Annotated in this window: 3 protein-coding genes; all 3 read left to right on the forward strand. The window is 61.4% G+C overall.

All coding sequences use genetic code 11. The features are described from left to right. The coding region (locus OXG98_18205) for a nuclear transport factor 2 family protein (GenBank protein ID MCY3773943.1) at window positions 1-365 on the forward strand (365 nt) is incomplete at its 5' end. 97 nt (window positions 366-462) lie between these two features. Beyond that, window positions 463-2487 (forward strand): hydantoinase/oxoprolinase family protein, encoded by a 2025-nt coding sequence (locus OXG98_18210; protein MCY3773944.1) that lies wholly within the window; start codon window positions 463-465, stop codon window positions 2485-2487. 1 nt (window position 2488) lies between these two features. Beyond that, window positions 2489-2893: hydantoinase B/oxoprolinase family protein (locus OXG98_18215; protein ID MCY3773945.1), on the forward strand; the 405-nt coding region annotated here is incomplete at its 3' end.

Below are 2893 nucleotides of genomic sequence, written 5' to 3' on the forward strand. Positions count from 1 at the left end.
AAAAGTTTGTCGGTTGCTTCACGGAAGATGCCGTCTGGGACGGCGGCAATTTCGGACACTTCGAGGGGAAAGCTGCCATTCGGGAATTTTTTGGCACTATTCCTCAGGTCCTGTCGTTTGCCATCCACTACGTGATGAATCCGCGTATTGAGGTCAACGGAGACACGGCCACCGGCTATTGGTATCTGCTGGAGCCCTGCACCATGCTCGAAGGCGGCGAACAGGCGGTCTGGGGTGTGGCCAAATACGAAGAAGAATACGTCCGGGAGAATGGGGAGTGGAAAATCCGCAACCTGATCCTCGCTCCGGAGTGCTGGACCTCGTTTGATCAAGGCTGGGTCAATCAGCAGTTTATCGGCCAATAAGTCTCATTGGCGGGCCACTGGGCGGCCCGCCGGCCGAGTTTCTGACCGGGTACCACCGCTACGTCATATATGACCACCTATAGCTTTCACCGACCTCGTGTGCGCGGACGAGGCTGGACAGACGCAGACCGAGAAAGTCCTGACGACCCCAGAGAACCAGGCCCTGGGCGTGCTCAACGGCGTCGGCAAACTGGCCCGCACCTACGGGCTGGCCGAGCGGGATTTTCTCAGCCGGATAGCGGTTGTTGTCCACGGTACAACGGTCGCAACCAACACCATGTTGGAATACACCGGCGCCACCACCGGCCTGATCACCACCGCCGGCTTTCGCGACACCATAGAGATCCGCCGTAACTATAAAGAAGCTGCTTTTGATATTCGCCTCTCGGCTCCGTATCAGATCGTCCCGCGCCGTCGTCGTCTCGGCGTGACCGAGCGGATTGATTACGCCGGTCAGGTCGTCAAACCCCTGGCGGAAGCCGAGGTCCGCGCGGCCGTGCAGCGGCTGGCGGAGATCCAGGTCGAAGCCATAGCCGTGTGTTATCTGTTTGCGTTTTTGAATCCCGCCCACGAACTCCGGACGCGCGAGATTATTCGCGAACTCCTGCCCGACGTTCAAATCTCGCTGTCTTCAGAGGTTCTGCCCCAGGTGCGTGAATTCGAGCGCTTGAGCACGACCCTGGTCGATGCCTATGTTACTCCTCGCTTACAGCGGTATTTGGAGCGGCTGGACACGGAGTTTCGTCAGCGTGGATTTCAGGGCGACATCTTCATCATGCAGGGCAATGGCGGCGTCGTAGGTCTGGAGCAGGCCCAGGCCCACGGCGTCCAGGCCCTCCTGTCCGGACCGGCCAGCGGCGTGGTGGCCGGCGCGTATCTGGGCGAGGCATCCAGCTTCAAGGATGTCATCACCATTGATATGGGGGGCACGAGCTTTGACGTCTGCCTGGTGCAGGACGGTCGGCCCAAGACCGGGACCGATCAGTGGATGAGTCGGTATCGGATTGCGGTTCCATTTATTGATATTCACACCATTGGCGCCGGTGGTGGCAGCATCGCCTGGGTCGACGAGGGGGGCGCGCTGCGCGTCGGCCCCCAGAGTGCGGGAGCTCATCCGGGCCCGGCGTGCTACGGCTTTGGCGGCCAGGAGGCCACGGTCACGGATGCGGACGTGGTGCTGGGCTATATCAGCCCCGAGTCTTTCCTGGGCGGTGAAATGCGGCTGGACACGGAGGCCGCCCGACGGGCAATCGAAACCAAGGTGGCCCGGCCGCTGGAGATGAGCCTGCTGGAGGCGGCCAGTGGTATTTTTCGTATTGTCAATAATGGTATGAGCAACAGCGTCCGGCGGGTTTCTCTGGCAAAAGGCTACGACCCGCGGGACTTCGCGCTGACCGCGTTCGGCGGTGCCGGTGCAATTCATGCCGGCGCGCTGGTCGAAGACCTTGGCATTCAGACCATCCTCATTCCCAAAGGCACGGCCCCCGTCCTGTGCGCCCTGGGCGATCTCTTGTCCGACCTGCGGGTGAGTCGGGTGCGCAGTTTCTATGCGCGTGGGAGTGAACTTGATCTGGAGGCCATGAACGACCAGTTCCGGCGCATGCGCGAAGAAGCCCTGGAGTTGTTCGGGAGTCAGCAGCATCACCTGGGCCACACCTTCGCCCAATTCTCGCTGGAGATGCGCTATATTGGCCAGACGCATGAAGTGACGGTTCCGGTTATAATGCAGACGGAGCAGCTCGATGCCACGGATATGGCGACGACGATCCAGGGCTTCCACGATCTGCACGAACAGTTGTACACCTTTCAGAAGCCCGAGGACGAAGTCGAAATTCTCAATATCCACCTCGACCTCGTCGGACAAAGAGCGAAACCGCGCCTGCAAACCGCCAGCCGGGGCAGTCAGGAGGCGCGAACTGCGCTACGAGGTATCCGGCCCGTTTATTCAGCTTCGGCCCAGGATTATGTGGAGACGGATATTTACAACGGCGAGCAGCTCGTGCCGGGGCATTGCGTTGTCGGCCCGGCCATCATCGAAGAAGCCCGCACCTCCATTGTCCTTTTTGCTGGCCAGCGGGCGACCCTCGACGAGCATCTCACCTATGTGATTGAGGTCGAGTGATATGGCACCCACCCTCGACCCAGGCAAAGAAGCGGGCGCGACCATAGGGGCGACCCTCGGACGGGCACGGCCGACACTCCTGCGCCGTCTGGCCTCTTTAGCCTTAATCGATCGGCGGCACGTCACCGTCGCCCTCGCCACCGCAGACGGTCGTGTGGTCGGTATAGACCCGGCGGCGCGCCTGGGCATTGTCCGGGCGGTGGCCCGGACGGTCTGTGACGCCTTTTGTGACAACGTCGCCGAGGGTGACATTATCCTCACCAACGATCCGTTTTCGGGTGGGACGCATATTCAGGACCTGGCGCTGCTGCGTCCGCTCTTTGTCGCCGAGCAGCTCGCCGGCTGGGCCCTGGTCCAGACTCCCCTGCCCGACCTGGGTGGCATGGCCCTGGGCGGGTATTATCCT

The organism is Gemmatimonadota bacterium, from assembly GCA_026706345.1.
Taxonomy (GTDB): Bacteria; JAAXHH01; JAAXHH01; order JAAXHH01; family JAAXHH01; genus JAAXHH01.